At 61.2% G+C, this 21,887-nt stretch carries 23 protein-coding genes; 15 read left to right on the forward strand and 8 right to left on the reverse strand.

The features are described from left to right. Positions 1–227 precede the first annotated feature (227 nt). From GCU42_RS13055 to GCU42_RS13085, 7 genes are all read right to left on the reverse strand, one after another. The gene (locus GCU42_RS13055) at positions 228–2,588 is read right to left on the reverse strand and encodes a PAS domain S-box protein (protein ID WP_114228608.1); all 2,361 of its coding nucleotides are present in this window, start codon (positions 2,586–2,588) and stop codon (positions 228–230) included. 97 nt (positions 2,589–2,685) lie between these two features. Beyond that, entirely contained in the window at positions 2,686–3,300 is a 615-nt protein-coding gene (locus tag GCU42_RS13060; protein ID WP_240309531.1) for a PAS domain-containing protein, read from the reverse strand. 379 nt (positions 3,301–3,679) lie between these two features. Then, positions 3,680–4,186, reverse strand: coding sequence for a DsbA family protein (locus tag GCU42_RS13065; protein WP_162789317.1), 507 nt, complete (start codon positions 4,184–4,186; stop codon positions 3,680–3,682). A gap of 203 nt (positions 4,187–4,389) precedes the next feature. After that, positions 4,390–4,929 (reverse strand): DsrE family protein, encoded by a 540-nt coding sequence (locus GCU42_RS13070; RefSeq protein WP_114228606.1) that lies wholly within the window; start codon positions 4,927–4,929, stop codon positions 4,390–4,392. Then, positions 4,926–6,116 carry a L,D-transpeptidase family protein gene (locus GCU42_RS13075; RefSeq protein WP_162789315.1) on the reverse strand — a complete coding sequence of 397 codons (1,191 nt, stop codon included), beginning with the start codon at positions 6,114–6,116 and terminating at the stop codon, positions 4,926–4,928. Before GCU42_RS13075 ends, GCU42_RS13070 begins: the two co-directional genes overlap by 4 nt. Positions 6,117–6,201: 85 nt before the next feature. Further along, positions 6,202–7,605, reverse strand: coding sequence for an ATP-binding protein (locus GCU42_RS13080; protein WP_168713123.1), 1,404 nt, complete (start codon positions 7,603–7,605; stop codon positions 6,202–6,204). 5 nt (positions 7,606–7,610) lie between these two features. Beyond that, positions 7,611–8,270 (reverse strand): response regulator, encoded by a 660-nt coding sequence (locus tag GCU42_RS13085; protein ID WP_114228603.1) that lies wholly within the window; start codon positions 8,268–8,270, stop codon positions 7,611–7,613. Between the two features lie 121 nt (positions 8,271–8,391). On the opposite strand from GCU42_RS13085, the gene GCU42_RS13090 reads away from it, so the two are divergent. The 15 genes from GCU42_RS13090 to GCU42_RS13160 all read left to right on the forward strand — a co-directional run bounded on the left by GCU42_RS13090 (position 8,392) and on the right by GCU42_RS13160 (position 20,797). Beyond that, on the forward strand, positions 8,392–9,093 hold the full coding sequence (locus GCU42_RS13090) for a DsbA family protein (protein WP_114228602.1): 702 nt from the start codon (positions 8,392–8,394) through the stop codon (positions 9,091–9,093). Between the two features lie 7 nt (positions 9,094–9,100). Then, positions 9,101–11,230 (forward strand): protein-disulfide reductase DsbD family protein, encoded by a 2,130-nt coding sequence (locus tag GCU42_RS13095; RefSeq protein ID WP_114228601.1) that lies wholly within the window; start codon positions 9,101–9,103, stop codon positions 11,228–11,230. Between the two features lie 36 nt (positions 11,231–11,266). Further along, the gene (locus tag GCU42_RS13100; protein ID WP_152569587.1) at positions 11,267–11,602 is read left to right on the forward strand and encodes an ArsR/SmtB family transcription factor; all 336 of its coding nucleotides are present in this window, start codon (positions 11,267–11,269) and stop codon (positions 11,600–11,602) included. A gap of 34 nt (positions 11,603–11,636) precedes the next feature. After that, positions 11,637–12,548 (forward strand): MBL fold metallo-hydrolase, encoded by a 912-nt coding sequence (locus GCU42_RS13105; protein WP_205215016.1) that lies wholly within the window; start codon positions 11,637–11,639, stop codon positions 12,546–12,548. After that, positions 12,545–12,982, forward strand: a complete 438-nt coding sequence (locus GCU42_RS13110; RefSeq protein WP_114228599.1) for a YeeE/YedE family protein — start codon at positions 12,545–12,547, stop codon at positions 12,980–12,982. The genes GCU42_RS13105 and GCU42_RS13110 overlap by 4 nt, the downstream gene beginning before the upstream one ends. Further along, positions 12,982–13,422 (forward strand): DUF6691 family protein, encoded by a 441-nt coding sequence (locus tag GCU42_RS13115; RefSeq protein WP_114228668.1) that lies wholly within the window; start codon positions 12,982–12,984, stop codon positions 13,420–13,422. The genes GCU42_RS13110 and GCU42_RS13115 overlap by 1 nt, the downstream gene beginning before the upstream one ends. 12 nt (positions 13,423–13,434) lie before the next feature. After that, the gene (locus GCU42_RS13120) at positions 13,435–13,869 is read left to right on the forward strand and encodes a protein tyrosine phosphatase family protein (protein ID WP_114228598.1); all 435 of its coding nucleotides are present in this window, start codon (positions 13,435–13,437) and stop codon (positions 13,867–13,869) included. After that, on the forward strand, positions 13,856–15,079 hold the full coding sequence (locus GCU42_RS13125; protein WP_240309530.1) for an NAD(P)/FAD-dependent oxidoreductase: 1,224 nt from the start codon (positions 13,856–13,858) through the stop codon (positions 15,077–15,079). The genes GCU42_RS13120 and GCU42_RS13125 overlap by 14 nt, the downstream gene beginning before the upstream one ends. After that, the gene (locus tag GCU42_RS13130; protein ID WP_205215011.1) at positions 15,079–15,858 is read left to right on the forward strand and encodes a sulfite exporter TauE/SafE family protein; all 780 of its coding nucleotides are present in this window, start codon (positions 15,079–15,081) and stop codon (positions 15,856–15,858) included. The genes GCU42_RS13125 and GCU42_RS13130 overlap by 1 nt, the downstream gene beginning before the upstream one ends. Before the next feature lie 3 nt (positions 15,859–15,861). Continuing rightward, positions 15,862–16,674, forward strand: a complete 813-nt coding sequence (locus tag GCU42_RS13135; protein WP_114228596.1) for a TlpA disulfide reductase family protein — start codon at positions 15,862–15,864, stop codon at positions 16,672–16,674. 101 nt (positions 16,675–16,775) lie between these two features. Continuing rightward, positions 16,776–18,221 carry a cytochrome ubiquinol oxidase subunit I gene (locus tag GCU42_RS13140; RefSeq protein WP_114228666.1) on the forward strand — a complete coding sequence of 482 codons (1,446 nt, stop codon included), beginning with the start codon at positions 16,776–16,778 and terminating at the stop codon, positions 18,219–18,221. A 4-nt stretch (positions 18,222–18,225) separates the two neighbouring features. Continuing rightward, a complete protein-coding gene (gene cydB, locus GCU42_RS13145; protein WP_114228595.1) occupies positions 18,226–19,233 on the forward strand; it encodes a cytochrome d ubiquinol oxidase subunit II in 1,008 nt (335 codons plus the stop codon). Next, positions 19,230–19,355 (forward strand): DUF2474 family protein, encoded by a 126-nt coding sequence (locus tag GCU42_RS13150; protein WP_114228594.1) that lies wholly within the window; start codon positions 19,230–19,232, stop codon positions 19,353–19,355. Before cydB ends, GCU42_RS13150 begins: the two co-directional genes overlap by 4 nt. 24 nt (positions 19,356–19,379) lie before the next feature. Continuing rightward, positions 19,380–20,000, forward strand: coding sequence for a class I SAM-dependent methyltransferase (locus GCU42_RS13155; RefSeq protein WP_114228593.1), 621 nt, complete (start codon positions 19,380–19,382; stop codon positions 19,998–20,000). A 164-nt stretch (positions 20,001–20,164) separates the two neighbouring features. Continuing rightward, positions 20,165–20,797, forward strand: a complete 633-nt coding sequence (locus tag GCU42_RS13160; RefSeq protein WP_114228592.1) for a tyrosine-type recombinase/integrase — start codon at positions 20,165–20,167, stop codon at positions 20,795–20,797. A gap of 157 nt (positions 20,798–20,954) precedes the next feature. Here GCU42_RS13160 and tcmP read toward each other — a convergent pair whose 3' ends face one another. Beyond that, a complete protein-coding gene (gene tcmP, locus GCU42_RS13165; protein ID WP_114228591.1) occupies positions 20,955–21,887 on the reverse strand; it encodes a three-Cys-motif partner protein TcmP in 933 nt (310 codons plus the stop codon).

Here is a 21,887-nt window from a genome sequence, read left to right on the forward strand (position 1 = left end):
GAGTGGTGGTAAGCGGAACGGCGGCTTTGGGTCCGCACCGGCCGAAAGCAGACATTCGCTCCTGCGAAGCCCGAGCGGCTGCTTAGCGCCCATTGCAGATCCTGCGCGCGCTTTCATTGGCACCCATGAGCGGACGTTTGTTCACCTAACTGGCTGTTCATTACGGACATCAATCGGGACAGCCAATTTGCTGTCGATGATGGTGATCGCCTCTGCTCGGGCCGCCCTCAGGCCGAGGTAGCACGAGGGTCGGTCGCGGTGGTGGCTAAATCGGCTCCCTGGTGCTCTGCGCCTAAGTTCAGGTTTATGACCTGGCTGATCCCAGCTGCAAGCGTCTCGAGCTTGTAGGGTTTGCGCAGTATAGGGAACTCGCGTTCGTCTTTTGGAATGAACTGTTTGCTGCTGTAGCCGCTGGCCAGAAGGACAGGGACATACAAGCCACTTTCGCGGATATGTTTCGCAAGTTCCAGACCATTGATCCCCGGCATCACAATGTCCGAGAAAACCAGGTCGAAGTCGTGCTTAGCGAAGAGCTCTAAGGCTTCCGTGCCGTCGACCGCTTCTACGACCTTACAGCCGAGATCGCTTAGAAGCTGACGAGCAAAATACCGCACGTGCTCGCTATCTTCCACCACGAGGACTCGCAGCCCTCTAGGTATGGCGAGTTGCTCTGGCGACGGACCTTCGATCTTCCGCTCCTTCAAACTCCGAGGGAGCCACAGCTCCACTACCGTGCCTTTCCCCACCTCGGACTCGATACTCGCCGATCCATTCGACTGAACGGCGTAGCCGTGAAGCTGTGACAGGCCGAGACCGGTACCCTTGCCAGTTGGCTTCGTCGTGAAGAACGGCTCGAATACCCGCTCTAGAGTCTCTGCCGGTATCCCGCACCCCGTGTCGCGGATCGCAAGGAGGACGCCGTCACCTTCCGGTCGGCTCACGTTCTTGGTCGAGATAATGATCTTCCCGCCATCGGGCATCGCATCGCGTGCGTTGACAACGGCATTCAACAGGGCGGCCTCTAGGCCGGCTGGATCGATCTCGACGGCCCACAAGTCGGGGGCGAGAGCGAGTTCGAGATTGTAGAGACTACCAAGAGTGCGTTGGAGCATTTCTCCTAGCGCATCGAGCCTGACACTGAGATCGATCACCTCAGGCTCAAGCGGCTGGCGCCGAGCAAAGGCCAGTAGCTGCGAGGTAAGGCTACTTGCCCGCTCTGCAGTCTCCAGCATCACGTTTAGATACCGATTTCGCTTAGCAAGAGGAAGGTCCGGCTGCTTCAGCATGAAATCGGCTGAGCCGCGCAAAACCGTCAAAAGGTTGTTGAAGTCGTGCGCAATCCCGCCGGCTAGCTCACCTAATGCTTGCAGCTTTTGCGATTGCAGCAACTCCTCTTGAGTTTGTCGAAGTTGCTGCTCCGCGAGCTTCCTCCCGCTTATGTCGCGAGTGATCTTGGCAAAACCCACATGCTGCCCTGCCTCGTTGTAGATAGGGTCAATCAGAACATGCGCCCAGAACAGAGTTCCGTCCCTCCGGACCCTCTGTGCCTCTGCTTCGAACTTCCCTTCTGTGAGGGCAGTCTCCAGCGCAGCCTCGGCGGCACCTCGGGCACGATCCTCTTCGGTATAGAAAAGCGAGACATGTTGACCCAGCACCTCTGCTTCAGCGTACCCCTTGATCGCCTCGGCGCCAGAGTTCCAACTCGTAACTCTGCCCTGCTGATCGAGCATATAGATAGCGTAGTCGCGCACGCCTTGAACCAGTAGCTTGAGCTGCAACGCGCTTTCGTGATTGGCTTGCTCCAAGCGGCGCTTCTCTGTGATGTCGCGCGTGATCTTCGCAAAGCCTACTAGGCTACCTTCCTCGTCATGCACGGCGTCAACGATGACGTGTGCAAGGAACTTCTCTCCGTCCTTACGCAGCCGCCACCCTTCCATCTCGAAACGCTTATGCTCGGCTGCAGTCTTCAGAATGTGTGCCGGGAGACCTCCTTTTCGATCTTCCGGCAGAAAGAACCTTGAGAAGTGCTGGCCGATAATCTCGTCGGCCTCATAGCCTTTGAACCGACGAGCTCCCGCGTTCCAGGTGGTGATCCTACCGTGCAGGTCGAGCATGTAGATGGCGTAATCGTCGACTGAGTTTACGAGTAGCTGGAAACGGCGCTCGCTGTCGCGCAGCGCACGCTCCCGCTCCTTGCGCTCAGTGATGTCGCGAGTGATCTTCGCGAAACCAATGATGGCTCTGTCCTCGCCTCGAATTGCGTCCAGGATCGCGTGCGCCCAGAAGCGACTCCCGTCCTTCCTGAGGCGCCAGCCTTCGGCCTCGAAACGCCCCTCACGCGCTGCTGTTGCGAGGGCGGCGCCTGGGAGTCCTGCGTCACGATCCTCTTGCGAAAAGAAGCGCGAGAAGTGCTCGCCTATGATTTCCTGACTGGAATAGCCTTTGAGGCGCTCCGCGCCTGAATTCCAAGTCACGATCCGGCCTTCAGGATCGAGCATATAGAGAGCGTAATCAGTGATAGAGTCTACGAGCAGCTGGAATGTCTCGGCAGGAGGCTGCTTCGGTTTGTCCGATAAAGGCAAGGTCACGTCCTGTGCTTAGCCCCTCGGCTGATATAGACCAAAGGCCATAGTGCAGAAGGAGACTCGCGCAACAGAAATCGGGCTGACCTGCTCGATCCTCAGCTCAGAAGCCGGCCTCGATCGCGAGCCGCATGGCCTCGGCAGCGGAGGACACGCCCAGGCGCCTGACCAATGCGCTCCGGTAGATCTTGACGGTCTTCTCGGTCAGACCGAGTTCCTCTCCGATCTGTCGGTTGCGAAGACCTTGAGCCATGAGACGCAGCACTGCTTGCTGTTGCGCCGTCAGGCTCGTTACCCTTTCGACGGCCGTTGTTCGGAATGCGTCAGCCTTCGGGTCGGCAGCCTCCATTTGACTACCGACGAAGTACGCCAGCTCTCCAGCATCATCGAACACGGGCGCGATCATGACCGCGTTCAGGAACTTGCTGCCGTCCCTGCGATAATTGACCAGTTCCACAACCTGCGGTGTTGCGGACGCTATGGCACGGCTAAGCGCAGCCGACTGGGCAGCTTCGGTATCCGGCCCCGCAAGAACGCGACAGTTGCGGCCAACAATCTCCTCCTCTGCATACCCAGTGAGCCGCTCAAAGCTCTCGTTGACAGCGATGATTGGATTATCATCGGCATTCGGATCGGTCACAATCGAAGCGATAGGAGACAGTCGGATAGAGCTAATGAGTTCCTCTAGTCCCTCTCGTTCCTTGTTGCTTTTGCTCAATGCAGTCCTCGCAGCTCTCACCTGCAAGCATAATAGACAAGCAACGAACCTCCGAAAACACCTATGCTCGCTTCTGCTGGTGGGCCACTTGCGTCCGTAGGTTTAAGGATTGCGCCCGCACGAAGCGGTAGCAGCTATGCGGCTAGTGGTGGTGGCAAGCAGACTGGCAGCTTCTGGGTGAGCAATGCCAATAAGCTGCCCTTCGTTCAGGCCTGCTGACTCGTCCGCTTAGCGCCCATTGCTGCCGTTCTGACTGCAGGTTGCGGCTCCGATTAACGGACGTTCGTTCAATTCCGAAAACAGCGGCGCGGCTTTGCGGACTGCGCTTCTGCGAGCGCTTTTGAATTCGTCACCCGCGCGCATGATCCAAGAAAAAGGCTCAGAGGTTCCTCGCGCTCGCGATAACCTGCGAGAACTCTGCAGTCGCGTGAGCTCCGATGAGCAAAAGGCCGCCAATCAGATAGCCAGGTGTGCCAGGTAAGTGCAGCCGCGCCGCGTCGACATTTGTTTGCTCGATCCGGCGAGATATGTCTGAACCGTGGGCGACCAAGTCCTCCCTCAGGCTTGTCGCGTTCACGCCGGCAGTTTGGGCAATTGCTACTATCTCCTTGGCGGTGAGCGCCGCCGCCGATTTCATCAATGCCTGATGAATTGGGAGATATCGGCCTTGGTAGGTTGCGGCGAGAGCCGTTCGAGCGGCTTCGAGCGAGCGCGATCCGAAGATCGGCCAGTCACGGTAGATGATCCGGGTTTTGCCGTCGTTCTCGATTGCCTCAGCGAGCTTCGGCTCGGCAAAACGGCAAGCAGGACATTGATAGTCTGTAAAGCAAACCACCGTCAGGTCGGCATCGTCGGGGCCGTATGTCGGCCAGTTATCGTCACCCAAAACGGCTCTCGCGGCTGCGCTAGCTCGGACGTCTCGCGCCAGCGGGGCCGCTCGCTGCAAGGCCACGCTGGCGCCACCGCCAACAACCGCCAGTCCCGTGAGCGAAAGAGCTTCACGCCGAGTGAGAGAACGAGCCATCAAGCCTTCGGCAGATTATTCGAGCGATGTCGAAGCGGGCGTCAAGAGTGACGCGCTGATCCGGATCAGTCGGCGACGACCGCCCATCTCTTCAACTGTAACGTCGTCAGCGTCACCATTGCCGAAAGGTCGACCACAACCATGGGCGAAACGTCGTTCTGATTAAGCTTCAGCCCCGCCAACGCTTGCCCGCAGACATGGATCTCGGCCCCGGCAGCAACGAGTTCCTCAATCAATTTTCGATTGGGGTTCGCGACGCCAGATTTTTGGCGGAAGGCTGCTTCACTGAGTACGAGTGGGGTCGCCGAGCCTGAGACGATCACCATGATTTTCGTGCGAGACTTTGGCACGCCGGCAGACCGCATCAGGTTCATGTACCGCGCGGCTCGCAGAAGTCCGGGGTTGGGATCACCCGGCAACTTTGCTGCGCTGGAGACATTGAAGGCCACCCGATAGGTCAACGCCGGAACGGGTTGCATCGCTGCCTGCGGCAACGGAGTGATGGCTCCGAATCCTGGCACGGGTGGAGTGGATTGGCTGCCTGCCGCTTCGGCCTTCAGCGAAAGCGTGGCGGCGAACAGGACGAGGAGGGAGCGAATGATCAAGACGCGAGTGCTCCCATGCTAGGCGCCGCCGGCTCATCCTTGCCGTAGATGTCCTTCTGCGCAACGATTTGCCCGCTTATCGGAAAGGCGGTGAGGTAAGTGAGGTAGACCGGCACGGGTCGAGGCAGCGGCACGTACTTGTCTGTCTCGGTAACATTCGGATCCAAGGGACGACCGAGCACGAGGCGGGCGAGACCGTCGGCATCCTCGAGACGCACGCAGCCGGCGCTGGCCAATCGGTCGTTCCGCTGGAACAGGGCTCGACCTGGCGTGTCGTGAAGATAGATCCCCATCTCGTTGGGAAACTTGAAGACGATCTTGCCGAGACCGCTCGTTGGGCCGGGCTTCTGACGCACATAGGCTTCTCGTTTACCCTGCACGACGGCCTTCCAGTCGATGGCAGCAGGATCGAGCACCTTGGCATCGGCGGCGAAATCGGAAAGCACCTCGTAATTCTTGGCACGAAGGTAGGCGGCGCCTTCCTTGAGCACACGGGGTGCCACCTTCTCGCGGGTGATGTCGGGCGGGATGTGCCACGAGGGATTACGTATCGCGTAGCGCATCATTCCGGCCATGACCGGCGTCTGTGTGTGCGTCAGGCCGACGATCACCTTCATGCTCGTGAGCACATGGTCACCTTCGCGAACCTCGAGCCTGGCCGACGGAATGTTGACCAGGATGTATCGCGCCGGTCCACGCGGCAGGACGCGGGCGCGCCGGAGGTTCAGTTTCAGCAAGCGAGCTTGAGCAGGATCTGCTGTTTGAGCCAAGTCTTTGCGCAGTTGCCCGTAGATGGGGTTCATCCACGCCAGCGTCTCGATGTAACGCTGCACCGACCCACTTTCGCTTGCGCGAAGCAGCAAGATCGTGGGACGAACGGGGCGTGGGCGCGCTGCAGGGTCGACGTACGTCACTCCCGTATCAGCATCTCGGGCGAGATCGGCGGCGAAGCGAACAAGCGCGACAGATAGCGCAACGTCCATCGCTCGGCGATCCCGACGAGGGTCCGCCAGGGTAGTTTGCGATAGCCGACGCAGCTCGGCTACATGGTAGGTCTGCGGTGAAAGGCCATCGAGGTCGCTGCTGTCGAGCAGCGTCAGAAGGGTGTCGATTGCGGCGGGGGTCCAGAAGGGACGGGCGCGCGGGTAGCGATGGAACGCCTGCGCTTCGGCCGCGATCTGCGACATCGTCGGTGCGACTTGAGCATGAGCGGAGCCCGCTCCCAGCATAAGCGGCGCCACGGCGATCATAGAGAGGGCTGTAGAAATCATGTCAGGCCAGGCTCCGTAATTGCGGAGCCAGATGTAGGGCGTGCCTTAAGGCAACCTTAGGCCCGCTCGCGGAACGCGTCGGGTTGGAACTGCAAGGAGGCTTCCAGCCCCCAATCGTGCGATTGGCGAGCGTCAACGTCGCGCCGAAGCCTGCAGCGACCAGCTCGACAATGGACAGACCCAGGCCGCTTCCTGAACCCTTCGCGCCACTACCTCGGACGAATCGCTCCCGAATTCGGGAAAGCTCGGCAGGCGGAATGCCGGCCCCTTCGTCAAAGACCTGAATAGCGAACATGCCTTCGTTCCGGGCGACGCTGACCCTCACGTCCGAGCCTTGAGGGGAATGCTCGACGGCGTTGCGGATGAGATTGCGTAGCGCGAGGGTCAGCGCGGCTTCATCAGCACGAATGTCCGCGTTCGCGGCGCCCGCATCCAGCCTTAGCTGCACCTGGCGTCGTTCTAGGAAGATCTGTGCCTCTTCGGCAATCGACTGGAAGACGCTCGCAAGCGAGGTCCAGCCTGGCGCAGTCTCACTTGTTCGTGCTTCTTCCCGCGCCAAGTCGAGCAACTGCTCAACCAGTCGCGAAGTGCGGTCGACCGAGGCCTCAATGCTGCGGAGTGATCGTTCGCGCAGCGTTGGGTCGTCCGTAGCAAGGGCAATCTGCGCGTGGGCCTTCAACCCGGCCAAAGGCGTCTGCAATTCGTGAGCGGCGCTGGCGATGAAGTGGCGTTCGCTGGCTCGCAATTCGTCCAGCCGTTCGAACAGGCCGTTGATCGCGCCTACCAGCGGGGCGAGTTCGCGAACTGGCTCTTCAACCTCAAGCGGCCTGATTTCGTCGGGCGCGCGCATAGACAACTCGTCAGTCACGCGGCGCATTGGCGAGAGACCCTGACCGATTGCGGACCACAGGAGGACCGCCAAGGCCACGATTCCCACGACGGCGGGCACCAGCAATCCCTTGAGCACGTCGGCGATCAGATTTCGCCGGACCTTGAGATTGTCTCCCACAAGGATCCGCAACCCTGCCTGCGGCTCGACAAGCGAATAGACGCGCCATTGCTCGCCATTGATCACTTTCTCCGAAAAACCGTCATTGATCCGCGATAGTGGGACCTTCGGAGCACTTCCCGACCGTCCGACAAGGCGGCCATCGAGGGTCCAGATTTGGCACGAGAGCTGACGACTGACATGCACCGGCGCTGGATCATTGCCCCCGCCAGGAACAGCTTGGAGATTGGACGCACTGTTCCGCGCGAGTGATGCCACCATCCCCGCCGCCTCGATGAGACGGTTATCCAACACCCTCTGCACATCGTTGCGCGTGCTGATGTTGATCCACGCCGCCGCCGCCGACCAAACAAGCACGGTTCCCGCCAGGAGAAGAACGAAGAGGCGTGAGCGCATGGATCTCATCTGCGAGGAACCCGATAACCCTCGCCGCGCACCGTCTCGATCGATTCACGGCCAAGCTTGCCGCGCAGATTGTGGATGTGAACCTCGATCGCGTTGCTCTCAATCTCGTCTTGCCAACCGTATAGCCGTTCCTCCAGCTGGGGTCGGGACAGCACTCGTCCCGGCTGCTCCATAAGCGTTTGCAAAATAGTGAATTCCCGGCGGGACAACATTATTGGAGAGCCTGCCTTCAGTACTTCCCGGGTCGCAGGATCGAGTTGTAGGTCGCGCCATTCGAGCATTGTCGACACTCTTCCCTGCTGCCGCCGAGAAAGAGCACGCAGGCGAGCGGCAAGCTCGTCGAGATCGAAAGGCTTGCCGAGATAGTCGTCGGCCCCACCATCAAGGCCGTTGATGCGGTCCCGCGTCGCATTTCGCGCGGTCAACAGCAGCACGGGGATTGCGAGATCCGACTTTCGCCAATCGGCGAGAAGATCCAGCCCGGAGCCATCAGGGAGCGTCAGATCGAGGACGACGGCATCGTATGTCCAGTCGACGACGGCCGCTCGCGCGTCAGCGATCGTGCCGACCGGGTCGACCGTGAAGCCGGCGAGCATCAGCCCCGTCTCCAAGGCTTCGCGGAGCACTTCGTCATCCTCGACGACCAAGACTTTCATTCGGCTTCGCTCATGTTGGTCTCGCCGCTGCAAGGCTCGGCTTAAGGCTGACTTAAGCTCAACCGTCTCGTTCCGCGAGCATCAACGGCCGATCAGGCTGACCTTCGACGGGAGCTAGATTATGAAGACCCTTCTTGTGGGCGCTGCCCTGATCCTTGCAGGTTCAATGTCGGGGATGGCCCTCTCCGGTGCAGGCATCATGGCAGCCGCGCCAAGCAAGTCGACCGTGCCTCCAACAGCAGAAGCAGATATCGAGGCGACTAAACGGGCGTTCCTTGACGACGCGGTGGCTCCTCAGGTGAAGCCAGCCAGCTACGACGTCACCATCGTTGAATACACCGACTATCAGTGCCCTTACTGCCGTGCGGCGCACGATGCCTTGGTCAAGCTCGCTGCCACGGACAAAAAGGTTCGGATCATCTTTCGCGACTGGCCGATCTTCGGCCCTCAATCGCAACGGGCGGCTCGCTTGGCGATTGCCAGCCAGTGGCAAGGGAAATTCTCAGCGTACCAGGATGCTCTCATGAAGACGCCGCGGCCGCTGACGGAGCAGTCGATCAGGGCCGCCGCGACCAAAGCTGGCGTGGTCTGGACCAAGCTCGAGGCGGACCTCAAACGACGCCAACCTGAGATCGAGGCTCTGCTCGAGCGCAACGACAATCAGGCGATGCAGCTCGGTCTTGAAGGTACGCCCGGCTTCATCATCGGCGATCGACTCTACTCAGGGGGGATGGATTTTACCGGGCTCAAGGAGGCCGTGGCGCAAGTGCGAAAGTCAGGTGGCAAGAAAGGTCTAGTTCCGGTCACGCCGCAAGGCATCTGAGATCGTCATGCGCCTGCTGCTTGCCCTCATTTTACTCCTCTGGCCGGCCGCTGCGATGGCTCGGGAACAGCATATCGCAGTGTCCCTGCTGACTAGCTCGGACGAGCCCCAGGCGGGGGGCACCATCACCTTCGGACTACGCTTTCAACCGCAGCCGGGCTGGCACGGCTACTGGACGAACCCGGGAGACAGCGGTCTCGCACCTCAAGTCGTGTGGAGCGCATCCGGAGGGCTACGTTTCGGTCCCCTGCGGCATCCAGCGCCAACGATCCTTCATGTCGCTGGTATCACCAGCTTCGTTCATGCGGGATCGCATGTCCTGCTGACATCAGTGCATGTGCCTACGTCGCTGGGGACAGGTTCGAGCGTTCCGGCGAGCGCGGCGATTAGTTGGCTTGCCTGTTCCGAGACACTTTGTGTGCCCGAGCATGCCACACTCACGGTCGTACTCACTGTCGGTACAGGAACGCCGGGCGCCGACGCGACATTGATCCGTCAAGCGCAGGCCGATCTCCCGAAGGTCGTTCCTACGCCTATCCCGTTCGAACGACGTGGTCGCACCCTGCGCATGCCCCTGCCGGCCGGGCTGCATTTGCAAGGCGATCGAACTCGGTTCTTTCCCGATCGGAATGGGTATTTCGACGCGTCGACCGCACGAGTGGAGGACGGCGTTCTTCACGCAAGCCTTTCAGGCTCGTTGCCGGCGGCGATTACGGGCGTGCTGGCGGACGGTCGGCAGGCCTATCGCGTTCGCCTCACCCCGGTCGTCGAGGCGAGCTCCGACGGGAAAGCACCTGCGCCCGTCCCCGCGTCGACATCGGCACTGCCTCCCCAAGCTTCGCAAGAGCAAGGCGCCCAACCTCAAGTCTCATATCACGATCGTGATGACGCCGGACGGAGAGCGCTTCTCCCGTCTTCGGGCAGCTTAATCGCGCCGCCGGTCGGGTCGCTCGCAGTTGCCGTGCTCCTGGCGCTCTTGGGTGGTCTGTTGCTCAATCTGATGCCCTGCGTGTTTCCTATCCTCAGCCTCAAGGCGCTGGGGCTCGCGCGGTCTGATGGAACGAGCGGGGAAGCACGGGTTGAGGCAATGGGCTACACGGCCGGTGCGCTCTTCGGCACGGGCGCCCTAGGCCTGTTGCTGGTTGTTCTGCAGCGAACAGGCATGGAAATTGGCTGGTCATTCCAGCTGCAGCATCCGGCGACGATCCTGATCCTGTTTCTGCTCTCCGTTGCGATAACCTTCAATCTTGCCGGCATCTTCGAGCTGCCCGCCATGTCCGTCGAAAGCAAACGGACGCCGGGCGCGTTCGCCTCGGGGGCATTGGCGGCCTTCGTAGCAACGCCGTGCAGCGGACCGTTCATGGCGGCAGCATTGGGGTCGGCGATGCTTCTTCCGATCGGAGGCGCGCTGCTAGTCTTCTTGGCTTTAGGTCTTGGTCTCTCACTGCCGTTTCTCGTCATCGCCTTTGTGCCGCCTGTTCGCAGGCTGCTGCCCCGACCGGGGCCATGGATGGCGACCTTCCGGCGCATTCTGGCGCTGCCAATGCTCGCGACGTCCGTGGCCTTGGTGTGGCTGATTGGGCGCCAGGGCGGCACGACGGCCATGACCCTTGCTATCGGACTGGCGGCGATCCTGGGCACGGCCACGTGGTGGATGGGCCGTCGGCAAACCGGAGAGCGGCCACGACCCTGGCTTCCGCTATTGCCCGCCGTCCTGTCCATGACCCTGCTCATTTTGGCTTCACCGATCAGATCCGCAGACTTTGTCAGCGCGCCAACCCCGGCCGGCAGCGAGCCATTCTCCGAAGCGCGCCTCGCTGAGCTGCGGCGGGAGGGGAGGCCAGTCTTCGTCGATTTTACTGCCGATTGGTGCCTCACCTGCAAGGTCAACGAGAAGATGGCCATCGATCGCTTAGAAACTCGAGCGGCGTTTGATCGCGCGGGTGTGATCACTTTGCGTGGCGATTGGACGACTGGCGCCCCCGCTTTGACCCGTTTCCTAGCCAAAAACGGCCGAAACAGCATTCCCTTCTACCTTTTCGTCCGCCCGGGACAAAGGCCTGAACTGCTTCCCCAGCTGCTAACGCCTACGATGCTCATTGAGCGAGCCGACGCCAGAGCCTTGACGATCCATTAGAAAATGCTAAATAAGCGTTCTCTTATGGAGTGACGCATGGACGTTGAGTCACTGGCGAGGTTTGGCGCGCAGGCTGAGAAGGCGGTGGGTCTCCTCAAGTCGATGGCCAACGAATGCCGGCTGCTGGTGCTTTGCCACCTTGCCGCCGAGGGCGAACTTTCGGTCAGTGAGTTGCAGGACCGGGTGGGCCTAGGACAATCGGCGTTGTCTCGGCATCTCGCCAAGCTGCGCGATGAGGGGCTCGTCGCCACCCGCAAGGAATCGCAAACGGTTTTCTACCGCGTCTGCGACCCAAAGGCGCAGCAACTCCTCGCCCTCCTTCACGATCTTTTCTGTCCCGATCTCGGGACGTCAAATTCACGCAGGAGCTAGTCCGATGACCACCACTTCAATCGACGACCGACACATGGATCACGCGGCTTCTCAAGTCGCCGATGTCATTCATGGCGAACTCCGCGCTCCGCAGGTGAGGGCGTTCTTCGACGAGCCGACGTTCACCGTCAGCTACGTCGTCAGCGATGCTGCGACCGGGCGCGCGGCGATCATCGACAGCGTCTGGAACTTCGACCAAGCCTCTGGCCGCACCAGCTTTGATAGCGCTGACAAGATCATTGCCTACGTGCAAGAGCAGGGCCTCACGGTCGATTGGATCCTTGAGACCCACGCCCATGCCGATCACCTTTCGGCCGCTCCGTACCTGCAGGACAAGCTTGGCGGAAAGCTGGCCATCGGGCGCGAGATCGTCACGGTGCAAGGGGTCTTCGGCAAGATCTTCAACGAGGGCAACCAGTTCGCGCGTGACGGGTCGCAGTTCGATCGGCTGCTCGACGATGGGGATGTGCTCGACATCGGCGGCATCCCGCTGATCGCATTGCATGTGCCCGGTCACACGCCGGCCGACATGGCCTATGTCGTCGGCGACGCCCTGTTCACGGGCGATACCATGTTCATGCCGGACTATGGTTCGGCGCGCGCCGATTTCCCAGGTGGCGACGCGCGGCAGCTTTACCGCTCCGTTCGCCGGCTGATGCAGCTGCCGGACGAAACGCGCGTGTTCCTGTGCCACGACTACAAGGCACCCAATCGTGACGAGTTCGTGTGGGAAACCACCATGCTCGCCGAGCGCACGGGCAACGTTCACATCCATGAGGGCGTGAGCGAGGACGACTTCGTCGCAATGCGCACCCAGCGCGATGCGACATTGTCGATGCCCAAGCTCATCCTGCCCTCGCTGCAGGTAAACATGCGCGGCGGTCACCTGCCGGAGCCGGACGACAATGGCGTCCGCTACCTCAAGCAGCCGATCAATCTGCTATGAGCAGCATCTTCGCCAATGCGCAGCCGCTCCATGGTCTAGTCGGCGGTGTCCTGATCGGCCTTGCCGCAGCGCTGATGCTGCTCGGAGCCGGCCGGATTGCCGGCGTGTCGGGCATCACCGCGCGCGCCACCGGGCTGGCTGAAAGCGGCATGTCGCGCAGCAGTGCGTGGCTGTTTCTCATGGGCCTGCCGCTGGGTGCCATCCTCGCGGCAGCCGCCATGGGTACGCAGAAGGCATCGTTCGCACCTTGGCCAGTGCTTGCAATTGCCGGCTTACTGGTAGGTATCGGCACGCGGGTCGGCAGCGGGTGCACCAGTGGTCACGGCGTGTGTGGCGTGAGCCGGTTATCAGCTCGCTCGATGGTTGCCACGGCGACCTTCATGGCCGCCGGCATTGCCACTGTCGCCATCACGACCATTCTAGGAGCTCGGTGATGGACCGTTTACGGCACCTTCTGCCACCGTTGCTGTCCGGCGCATTGTTCGGCGGCGGGCTCACTATCGGCGGGATGACCGACCCGGCACGGGTGCGCGGCTTCCTCGACCTGTTCGGCTCTTGGGACCCCACGCTGGCCTTTGTTATGGGAGGCGCGGTGATCGTCATGGCGATCGCTTGGCGTTTGCAGGCGCGAATGGTGCGTCCGCTCTTCGGTGAACGCTTCGCTTTGCCGGACCGCACCGACCTCGACGGTAAGCTGATCACCGGCTCTGCGCTGTTCGGGATCGGCTGGGGCCTTGCGGGCCTCTGCCCCGGTCCGGCCATCGCCTCGCTGGCCCTGGCTCCGGCCGCCGTCTTCCCCTTCGTCGGGGCCATGATTCTCGGAATGGCCCTTCATCGCCTTCTGGAAATGGGCGCCGCTCGCGTCCAAGCATAAGGAATCTGATTCATGAAGCTTGCCGTCCTAACCCCCAACGTTACAGTTCTCGCGCAGCCCGCGCCGGATGACATCGCTGCCCTTGGACAACGCGGCTACCGCTCGATCATCGGTAATCGTCCGGAGGGCGAGAGCGAGGATCAACCCGCATGGGCCGATCTGCAGGCGGCTGCGGCAAAGGCCGATATGAGTGCCCTGCAGATCCCCGTCGTGATGGGGCAGATTACCGACGAACAGATTGCCCATTTCCGCGAGGCGCTCGACACGCTGCCAAAGCCGATTGCGGTCTTTTGCCGCAGCGGCACCCGCGCGGCCCTAATGTGGGCGCTGGCCAATCAGGCCAATCTGACCGCCGATGAGCGGATCGGGATCGCAGCCAAGGAAGGTTACGATCTCGAGCCCTTCCGCCAGCGCCTCTCGCGGGAGATCAACAATGCTGAAGCATGATATTGTAATCATCGGCGGGGGTGCAGGCGGCCTTGCCGCTGCCGCGTCCCTGCTCCGGCGCGACCCGGAACTCGACATCGCCGTCATCGAGCCGCGCGAGTTTCACGATTACCAGCCCGGTTACACCTTGATCGGTGCCGGCGTCTTCAACCTGTCCGATGTCCGTCGGCCCATGGCGAAAGTCATGCCGCGCGGGGTGACCTGGTTGAGAACGTCGGCCAAGAGTCTCAAGCCGAACATCAATGAAGTAGTTCTCGTGACCGGGGTGGTCGTTGGCTACCGCATCCTCATCGTCGCGACTGGAAATCGCCTCGACTTCGACGCCATCTCCGGTCTCACCGAGACCCTTGGCAAGAATGGCGTCACGTCCAATTACCGGTCGGACTTGGCACCGTATACATGGGAACTCACGCAAGGCCTGCGGGCAGGTCGAGCATTGTTCACGCAGCCGCCAATGCCCATCAAGTGCGCCGGCGCGCCGCAGAAGGCCATGTACCTCTCTGCAAATCACTGGGAGCGCACGTCAGTTCTCCGCAACATCGGCGTGGAGTTCCACAGCGCCGCTCCAACGATTTTCGGCGTCGCGGATTATGTGCCCGCGCTCGAAGAGACGATCGAGCGCTATGGGATCGATCCACACTTTGAGAGCAATCTAGTTGCTGTCGATGGGCGGGCGCGGGTGGCCACATTTAGATCGGCCAAGGGCGAAATCACGCGCTCGTTCGACATGTTGCATGTCTCGCCTCCCCAAAAGCCGGTGGAGATCGTGACAAACAGCTTGCTCGCTGATCGGGCCGGCTATGTCGACGTCGATCCGATGACGCTCCAGCACAAGCATTTCGCGAATGTATTTGCGCTCGGTGACATCGGCGGCATGTCCAATGCAAAGACGGCGGCTGCGGTCCGCAAGCAAGCCCCGGTGGTCGCGGAGAATGTCGAGGCAGTGTTCGCGGGTGAAAGCCCTCACGCGATCTACGATGGCTACGGGAGCTGCCCGCTGACAGTCGAAAAGGGCAAGATCCTGCTCGCGGAGTTTGGGTATGGCGGCGTGCTTCTGCCGAGCTTCCCGAAGTTCGTAATCGACGGCACGAAGCCCTCTCGGCTTGCATGGCACCTCAAGAAGGACCTGCTTCCCGCCATCTACTGGGACGCGATGCTCAAGGGCCGCGAATGGCTCGCCTCGCCCGCCGAGATGACGAAGGCCGCCTGATGGTCGACACCCTCCAATACGTCCTTGGCCTGCTGTCCGGCAGTCTTGTGGGTTTCACCCTCGGCCTGGTCGGCGGTGGCGGTTCGATCCTCGCGGTCCCGCTGATGGTCTATCTTGTCGGCGTCCAGAACCCGCACGTGGCAATCGGGACCAGCGCGCTCGCAGTCGCCGTGAATGCCGCCACCGGTCTTGCCAACCACGCCAGGCACGGCACGGTGAAATGGCGCTGCGGATTGATGTATGCCGGCGCCGGCGTGATCGGGGCGTTCTTCGGGTCAAGCGCTGGCAAGGCGTTCGACGGCCAACGCCTGCTGTTCCTGTTCGCGATCGTGATGGTGGTGGTCGGCGTCCTGATGCTTCGCCGGCGCAAGCAAGAAGGGCACGAAGGCGCCGAATGCAACCGTGAGAATGCGGCCAAGGTGCTCGGTGCTGGCATGGGCACCGGCGGCTTCTCCGGCTTCTTCGGCATCGGCGGCGGCTTCCTCATTGTGCCCGGCCTGATCGCCTCGACCGGCATGCCGATGATCAATGCAGTGGGCACCAGCCTCGTCGCGGTGACCGCCTTTGGCCTGACCACGGCGGCCAACTACGCCTTTTCCGGCCTAGTCGACTGGGTGCTGGCAGGCGTGTTCATCGTAGGCGGAGTGATCGGCAGCTTTGCCGGCACGCGGGCCGCCAAGCGGTTGTCGAGTTCGGGGCAACTTTCAACGATCTTCGCGGTGCTGATCTTCGTCGTTGCCGGCTACATGCTGTGGAAGAGTGCTGGGGCGGCATTCTGAGCGATGACCCTTCCGCAAACCTTCCAGCTGGGCCCCCTGATCCTCTCTTCCGACCGGGCTTCGGCGCTTGTCTTGTTTGCTGTCTTTCTCGCCATCACGAGCGTGGTCGCCAAGAAGGTGGATGCGCGAGCGGAGCGAGCAGGTTGGTGGGCACTGGTGATCGGTATCGTGGCAGCACGCGCCGGCTATGTTCTGATGAATTGGGCCGCATTTGCCACCGACCCTCTCTCGATCATGTGGATTTGGCAGGGCGGCTTTTCGCTGGCGGCCGGCCTGGCGGGCGCGCTGGCGCCGATTGCTGTAACGATGCGTCGCCTGCGACCAGTAATGATTATGGCGTCCTCGATCGCCGTGCTGGGCGCCGCATTCGTTGGTGTCTCAGCAGCTCTCCGCCCTGCACCTATACCAGTTCCGGCGACTATCGCCCTTCGCACGCTTTCCGGCGAGCCGGTGGTCCTTTCAGAGCTTCGTGGTCGACCATTTGTGATCAACCTCTGGGCGAGTTGGTGCCTGCCGTGTCGACGGGAAATGCCAATGCTGGCGGCGAAAGCGTCGCATTCTCCCGTCGCGATCCTGCTGGTGAACAGCGGCGAGCCGCGCGACGTCGCTGCGGGGTTTCTCGAGCGCAGCCGCCTGCCAAGCCGGTCCGTTCTGCTTGACCCTGGAGCCGCGTTGGCGGCCGCTATCGGCGTCAGTGGTTATCCCGCCACATTGTTCGTAAACTCGGCCGGTAAGATCGAGACGATGCACTTCGGCGAAATCTCGCGCGCAATGCTGGAAGCTGAGCTGCGTGATCTGGAACGTCAGACCCGCTAGGCTATGGTGGACCCGCTAGGATCAGCCATGCCAATCTTCGACGATTGGGTCGCCCCACACGCCGCTGCGAAGCTGCCGGGCAAGAAAGGATGGATAGCTTCGTGCTGACGGATGTCACGGCCCTGACCCTCGCGCGGGTCCAGTTCGCATTCACCGTCAGCTTTCACTTCATCTTCCCGGCCTTTTCCATCGGCCTGGCGAGCTACCTCGCGGTGCTCGAAGGGCTTTGGCTGAAAACCGGCAAGTCGCTCTACCTCGACCTTTTCAAATATTGGCTCAAGATCTTCGCGATCGCCTTCGCCATGGGCGTCGTCAGCGGAATCGTGATGTCCTACCAATTCGGGACCAACTGGGCGGTCTTTTCGGACAAGGCCGGAGGCGTGATCGGCCCGCTGATGGCCTACGAGGTCCTCACCGCCTTTTTCCTTGAGGCAGGATTCCTCGGCGTGATGCTGTTCGGAATGAAGAAGGTCGGTCCGCGCCTACATTACGCGGCCACACTGATGGTTGCGTTAGGCACCTTCATTTCAGCGTTCTGGATCCTGAGCGTCAACAGCTGGATGCAGACGCCGCAGGGCTATGTCGTCTCACCCGATGGCCGGCTGCTGCCGGGTCCGAGCTGGCTGCCGATCATCTTCAACCCCAGCTTTCCCTACCGCTTGGTCCACACGGTAATTGCCGCCTATTTGACGACCGCCTTCGTGGTCGGCGCGGTCGGCGCCTGGCACCTGCTTCAGGACCGGGCGAACTTGCATGCGCGCAAGATGTTCTCGATGGCGATGTGGATGGCCGCGCTGGTCGCGCCGGTGCAAATCCTCGCAGGCGACATGCACGGGCTCAACACGCTCGAGCACCAACCCGCCAAGGTCATGGCGATGGAAGGCCATTACCAAAGCCATCCGGACGGCGCCCCGCTTTACCTCTTCGGCATTCCTGACGACGCCAAGCAGCAACTCGATTATGCGGTTGGCATCCCCAAGGTATCGAGCCTGATCTTGAAGCATGATCCGAACGCTCCTTTGGCCGGTCTGGACACCATTCCCCGTGATCGGCAGCCACCGGTGAAGATCGTTTTTTGGTCGTTCCGGATCATGGTTGGGCTTGGCTTCTTGATGCTTGGCCTCGGCCTGTGGAGCTTGCTCGCGCGCTGGCGCAAGAGGCTCTACGACTGGCCGATGCTGCATCGGGCGGCCTTGCTGATGGGGCCGTCGGGCTTCATCGCCGTGATCGCTGGCTGGATCACCACCGAGGTCGGACGCCAACCGTTCACGGTCTACGGCATTCTCCGCACCGCGCAGAGCGCCAGTCCACTGGCGGCCCCGGCTGTCGCGGCATCGCTCGCCGCCTTCGTGCTCGTCTACTTCGCCCTGTTCGGCATCGGCACCTGGTACATCCTGCGGTTGATGAGCCATCCTCCGCATGTCGGCGAGCGCGGCGTGGCCAGCACCGAGCGGGCGCCGATCCGCACGGCGGGAATTACGCCGGGGCCGACCCAGAATCCGGGGCCGGAGGTCGGCCGCGAGCCACTTCCCGGGGCGGCGGAGTAGGCCGATGGCTGTCAATGTCGACCTCACCACCATCTGGGCGTTCATCATCGCCTTTGCGGTCTTCATGTACGTCGTCATGGACGGCTTTGATCTTGGTATCGGCATCCTCTTCCCGACCTTCCGACGCGGGGACGAACGCAGCCAAGCGATGAATGCCATCGCGCCCGTGTGGGACGGGAACGAGACTTGGTTGGTGCTCGGTGGCGGTGGGTTGTTCGCGGCCTTTCCGCTCGCTTACGCCGTCATCCTGCCGGCGACATACCCACTCGCAATAGCCATGCTCCTTGGCCTCATCTTTCGTGGCGTTGCCTTCGAATTCCGGTGGCGCGATCCCCGGCATGAACTTTTCTGGGACTTCGCCTTTTTCTTCGGGTCGCTGATCGCGGCGATGACTCAGGGAATGATCTTAGGCGCCCTGCTTCAGGGCATCGCGGTCGAGGGCCGATCCTATGCTGGCGGCTGGTTGGACTGGCTGTCGCCCTATTCGCTGCTGACCGGTATCGGCGTGGTGATCGGCTATACGCTCCTCGGAGCCTCGTTCCTGGCGATGAAAGTAACCGGACGCGCCGAAGAGCATGCCTACCGCCTGGCACACAAAGCTGGGATTGCCACACTGGCTCTGCTGACAGCTGTAAGCCTCGCCACGCCGTTTCTCTTCCGGCAATATTGGGACCGTTGGTTTGAATGGCCAAGCGTGCTGATTGTGGCCCAGGTGCCGTTGCTTTCCGCCATCCTGTTCTTCGCCCTGTTTCGTAGCATCGCCAAGCGCCGGCGCTATCGCCCGTTCCTACTCTCGCTTGGTGTTTTTGCGCTTGGCATGGCGGGCCTCGGCATCAGCATGTGGCCCTATGTCGTGCCGGGTGCGCTGACGATATGGGACGCAGCGGCTCCGGAGCGTAGCCAAGTCTTCATGCTGGTCGGCGTCGCCATCATCATGCCGATCATCCTTGCCTACACTGCCTGGGCCTATTGGGTATTCCGCGGCAAGGTCGCGGAAGAAGGCTATCATTGACGCAGCCGCCGCAGCCGCGCGCCAGCCTGTGGCGAAGGCTTGGCTGGATGGCGCTCATCTGGGCAGCGAGCGTCCTGTTGCTGGGCTTGATCGCCTTGGTGATCCGCTGGTTTCTCCACTGACACCTGTCTTCGTTGATAGGATTGATGATGTCCGACGACCAACAACACTGGCAGCACGTCTATTCAACAAAGAGCTCGACCGAGATGAGCTGGTATCAGCCGACGCCAGCAGCCTCGCTCGATGCACTCGATAGAATTGGCGCAACGCCCGCAGACAGCCTGATCGATGTCGGTGGTGGGGCATCGACCCTAGTGGATGCGCTCATCGAGCGCGGCTGGGACGATCTTGCAGTGCTCGATATCTCTGAAGCGGCGCTCGACGCATCGCGAACCAGCTTTGGTAATCATGCGGCGAAGGTGCGCTGGATAGCCGAAGACATCCGTCTTTGGTTGCCGGATCGACGCTGGAGCGTTTGGCACGACCGAGCTGTATTTCACTTCCTCGTAAACGCGAACGATCGCGAGCGCTACAAGCAGAGGCTTCTTGAGGGCCTGTCACCTAAGGGAATTGTCATCATGGCGACGTTCGCTCTAGATGGACCTGAACGCTGCAGCGGTCTGCCTGTCCAACGTTACGACGTTCCCGCGCTTCAGGCCGAGTTTGGTTCTAATTTCGAACTCATCGAAGCATGGTCTGAAAACCATCTGACACCTTGGAGCAGTTCTCAGGCATTTTGCTGGACAGTTTTCCGCACAGTGAGGTGATCTCCCTTTCAAGTGCCTGCCCGCGCATTTCAATGAACGAACGGCAGATCGATCTATCTAGCGCGATGAGGCGGACGGTCTGGTACCGGCCAGGATCAGCCAAAGCATGCTTTCGAGAGCACTCGTTGATTCTCCCGGCCGCTCATGGCCACAGGAGATGAACGATGGGACACTCGAACTATGATCCCGGGCAGGACTGCCGCGCTGCGTGGAACGCCGGTCGGAAGTTAGGCGCGAAGCGGCCACTCCATCCCAAGCAGGTTTGGGCCGTGCGCTTCTGGTTAGAACAGGAGCACCGACTTCGAGACCGCGCCCTCTTCGACCTTGCAATAGACAGCAAGCTTCGTGGCTGCGATCTCGTGAAGATCCGGATCGGCGAACTAGTGAGTGGCGCACGTATCCGCCAGCGCGCCATCGTCATCCAGCAGAAGACCGGCAGACCCGTCCAGTTCGAACTGCTGGAGCCAGCAAGGACGAGTTTGCTGGACGGGCTGGAGCGGCGTCGCGGTTCGCTCGACAACTTCGTGTTTCCAAGCCGGATCGACCACTCTTACCATATCAGTACGCGACAGTATGCTCGTCTGGTTGATGAGTGGGTGACCGCAATTGGGCTCCGGCGTGAGGAATACGGCACCCACTCACTTCGGCGAACCAAGGCGGCCTTGATCTATAAGCAGACAGGCAACCTGAGAGCCGTGCAGATACTGCTCGGGCACACAAAGATCGAAACGACGGTCAGGTACTTGGGCGTTGAGGTCGAAGATGCCCTCACCCTAGCTGAAGCGACTGAGGTCTGAAGCACGCAGGTGAGCCGGCTACGCCGGCTCACCGTTTCTGCGAAGAGCTGCCTCTCACCATTCAGGCTGAAGCGCGGTAATCTCGTGAGCGGCCCTTCTTCAGCAGCACCTTACTATGCATTAGTGGGGAGCCGTAAACCTTTCGAAGGCGCCGACCCTACCTTGCACCATACTTCTTGATCTGTGCTGATACGCCCTTCTTAATCAGATCGATCGCGCGCTCGTTGGAGTTGCCGCTCAAGAGAAAGAGCGAGAACTGACGCAGCTTCCGCCGTGTCAATATTGGAATCGGCTCCGACACGAAGCTGAAGATGGATCGAAGCCGTTCAGCTGCGAACTTCTCAACCTTGCCTGGGTCGGCATTGCGGCTTGGGCCTGTCGGTGGAGGGAGGTCGAACAGGTCCGTCGGAGCGGGCTGATAGTCGTAGAAGCGTGTCTCCCAGTCGGACGTGCCGAAGACCTCGTCGAGTGCGGCTCTCTTGCTCGGATCTAATGCGGCATGATCGTGACTGAGCTGGCGCAGCGCTGCATGCAGCGGAAAGAGGTACCAGACGTCGGCGCGACTAGTCTCCGCCAAGAAACGTAACGTATCCCACCTGACGGACATGCCGTAGGGATCGAGGAAGACGACCGCCCGCTGCAGACCGCTTCGGCCATGCGCGACCCATGGTCCTCTGGTAAAGATCTCCCGGATTTGCTCGTTCGCATCTCCTTGGACGCAGCGAATGTCGCGGTTCGGGAAGTCGTTCCTGACCCGCTCGAGGGCGCTGAACCGGCCTGCGTTCTTCTCGATGAAAACGAGGTGGCGAAAAGGGGGATCGATCGCCAGCGCGCGTCGTGCCGATCCTTCGAAACGGGCTCGATCGAGAACGCCCCCGCCAATGGTGAAGAGGCCACTCGGCCCACCGTCCACGGCTCGGTCGCCCGTACCAGCGAAGGCATCCACATACCAAGTTTCGAAGGGATCGGCGGGCGATGGCTTGGCCTTAAGCGCTGCGGTGTAGAAGTTTAGGTAATCTGAGACAGCGTTAAGCTTGATCTCAGTCCAGCTGCCGCCAAAGCGATGCTCTGCTAGTTCCAAGTTTGCCAC

This window comes from Sphingomonas ginsengisoli An et al. 2013 (genome assembly GCF_009363895.1).
GTDB classification, from domain to species: domain Bacteria; phylum Pseudomonadota; class Alphaproteobacteria; order Sphingomonadales; family Sphingomonadaceae; genus Sphingomicrobium; species Sphingomicrobium ginsengisoli.

Bases quoted from the DNA above. Each gene is read 5' to 3' on its own strand.
- GCU42_RS13075 (WP_162789315.1), bottom strand. From the start codon at position 6,116: ATGTCGCAGATCGCGGCCGAAGCGCAGGCGTTCCATCGCTACCCGCGC.
- GCU42_RS13080 (WP_168713123.1), bottom strand. From the start codon at position 7,605: ATGCGCTCACGCCTCTTCGTTCTTCTCCTGGCGGGAACCGTGCTTGTT.
- GCU42_RS13085 (WP_114228603.1), bottom strand. From the start codon at position 8,270: ATGAAAGTCTTGGTCGTCGAGGATGACGAAGTGCTCCGCGAAGCCTTG.
- GCU42_RS13090 (WP_114228602.1), top strand. From the start codon at position 8,392: ATGAAGACCCTTCTTGTGGGCGCTGCCCTGATCCTTGCAGGTTCAATG.
- GCU42_RS13095 (WP_114228601.1), top strand. From the start codon at position 9,101: ATGCGCCTGCTGCTTGCCCTCATTTTACTCCTCTGGCCGGCCGCTGCG.
- GCU42_RS13100 (WP_152569587.1), top strand. From the start codon at position 11,267: ATGGACGTTGAGTCACTGGCGAGGTTTGGCGCGCAGGCTGAGAAGGCG.
- GCU42_RS13105 (WP_205215016.1), top strand. From the start codon at position 11,637: ATGGATCACGCGGCTTCTCAAGTCGCCGATGTCATTCATGGCGAACTC.
- GCU42_RS13110 (WP_114228599.1), top strand. From the start codon at position 12,545: ATGAGCAGCATCTTCGCCAATGCGCAGCCGCTCCATGGTCTAGTCGGC.
- GCU42_RS13115 (WP_114228668.1), top strand. From the start codon at position 12,982: ATGGACCGTTTACGGCACCTTCTGCCACCGTTGCTGTCCGGCGCATTG.
- GCU42_RS13120 (WP_114228598.1), top strand. From the start codon at position 13,435: ATGAAGCTTGCCGTCCTAACCCCCAACGTTACAGTTCTCGCGCAGCCC.
- GCU42_RS13125 (WP_240309530.1), top strand. From the start codon at position 13,856: ATGCTGAAGCATGATATTGTAATCATCGGCGGGGGTGCAGGCGGCCTT.
- GCU42_RS13130 (WP_205215011.1), top strand. From the start codon at position 15,079: ATGGTCGACACCCTCCAATACGTCCTTGGCCTGCTGTCCGGCAGTCTT.
- GCU42_RS13135 (WP_114228596.1), top strand. From the start codon at position 15,862: ATGACCCTTCCGCAAACCTTCCAGCTGGGCCCCCTGATCCTCTCTTCC.
- cydB (WP_114228595.1), top strand. From the start codon at position 18,226: ATGGCTGTCAATGTCGACCTCACCACCATCTGGGCGTTCATCATCGCC.
- GCU42_RS13155 (WP_114228593.1), top strand. From the start codon at position 19,380: ATGATGTCCGACGACCAACAACACTGGCAGCACGTCTATTCAACAAAG.
- GCU42_RS13160 (WP_114228592.1), top strand. From the start codon at position 20,165: ATGGGACACTCGAACTATGATCCCGGGCAGGACTGCCGCGCTGCGTGG.